Below are 1,269 nucleotides of genomic sequence, written 5' to 3' on the forward strand. Positions count from 1 at the left end.
CCGCCCACGAGGTACACGGCCTGCTCGTCGGCGTCCGCGAGGTAGATGTGCTCCGGGTCCGTTGCGAGCATCTCCGTGAGCCCATGCACCTTGATCCGCGCCTCGCGGAGGCTGACCTGCGCGAGGACACGGCCGGACGGATCGGAGACCAACACGCGCTCGCCAGCCTGCAGGTACACGTTGCCCGCCGGGTCGGTGGTCATGAAGTTGATCGAGGGGCTCGTGAACGCGCCGATGCCCAAGGCGAGCAGCCCGCACACGATGAGGGGTCCGGCGATGACCAGGACCTCCTTGGCGCCCACGTTCGCATTGAGCCGCTTGAGCAGGTCGGAACCCTCGTCGGTCCCGTCCGTCCAGCCGGACCCGGACGGCGTGGCCTGCTTCGCGAGCGACACGACACCGACCAGCAGCCAGAAGAGCGGCGCGATCAGCAGCCACGTCGCGGACTCCGCGACCACGCGGCCGCCGAACCGCAGCACGATGTCCGGGACGAACGCGGCGGCGGCGGCGAAGCCCAGAGCCGACACGAGCACGACGACCACGCGCATGTAGATCCTGCGGAGCGCTGAGACCGTGTCCACCCGCGCCGTCCTCTCGTGTGTCGGTCCGCCCTAGATCCGACGGAGCAGTGTGGGCAAGAACCCCGTCGCCACCACGGTCACCATCGCCACGGCCATGAAGCCTCGGGGCAGCGACTGAGCCGGCACGAGGAACCGCCGCTTCGCCTGCAGCCCCGTCGCGACCGCAGTCAGGACCGGGTCCGAGGCGTCGGCGGTGATCCGGCCGGCCAACTCCGCTGCGCCGTCCAGATCGCTGAGGGCCTGGCGTGAGACGGCCGCGCAGAGGAGCGTGCGACGGTCGTCGGCCGCCGCTGATGCCACTGCGCACGCGCTGTCGGCGTCCTTCGCCCTCCCGAACAGCACCTGGATCGCGGCGATGAGGTAGCGTGCTTCCGATGCGATCACATCGTCGCCCGATGCGGCGGCCTGCAGTCCGGCGAGGGTCCTGTCGGCAGCCGCGAATGGCGCGGACAACACAAGACGGAGCGACTGCTGGACGCCCGGGTCGGAGGCGAGCCGGTCCGCAGCGGCAAGGAAGTCCCGCAGCACGACCGCCTCAGGTTGCACCTTCTCCGGACGCACCGCCCGCAGCACCCGGGTGAGGACCTCGCGCGCGGTCACGGGATCGAGAATCGACAGTTGAGCACTCATCGAGCGCGACTCGAAGAGCCCCATCGGGCCCGAGACCGTGAGCGCGGGCGCCGGCTTG

Annotated in this window: 2 protein-coding genes; both read right to left on the reverse strand. The window is 70.5% G+C overall.

Annotated elements, in window-relative coordinates; all coding sequences use genetic code 11:
• Positions 1 to 581: hypothetical protein (locus FDZ70_10850; GenBank protein ID TLM65773.1), on the reverse strand; the 581-nt coding region annotated here is incomplete at its 3' end.
• A gap of 30 nt (positions 582 to 611) precedes the next feature.
• Positions 612 to 1,211, reverse strand: a complete 600-nt coding sequence (locus tag FDZ70_10855) for a hypothetical protein (GenBank protein TLM65774.1) — start codon at positions 1,209 to 1,211, stop codon at positions 612 to 614.
• Positions 1,212 to 1,269 lie beyond the last annotated feature (58 nt).

Source organism: Actinomycetota bacterium (assembly GCA_005774595.1).
GTDB lineage: Bacteria > Actinomycetota > Coriobacteriia > Anaerosomatales > D1FN1-002 > D1FN1-002.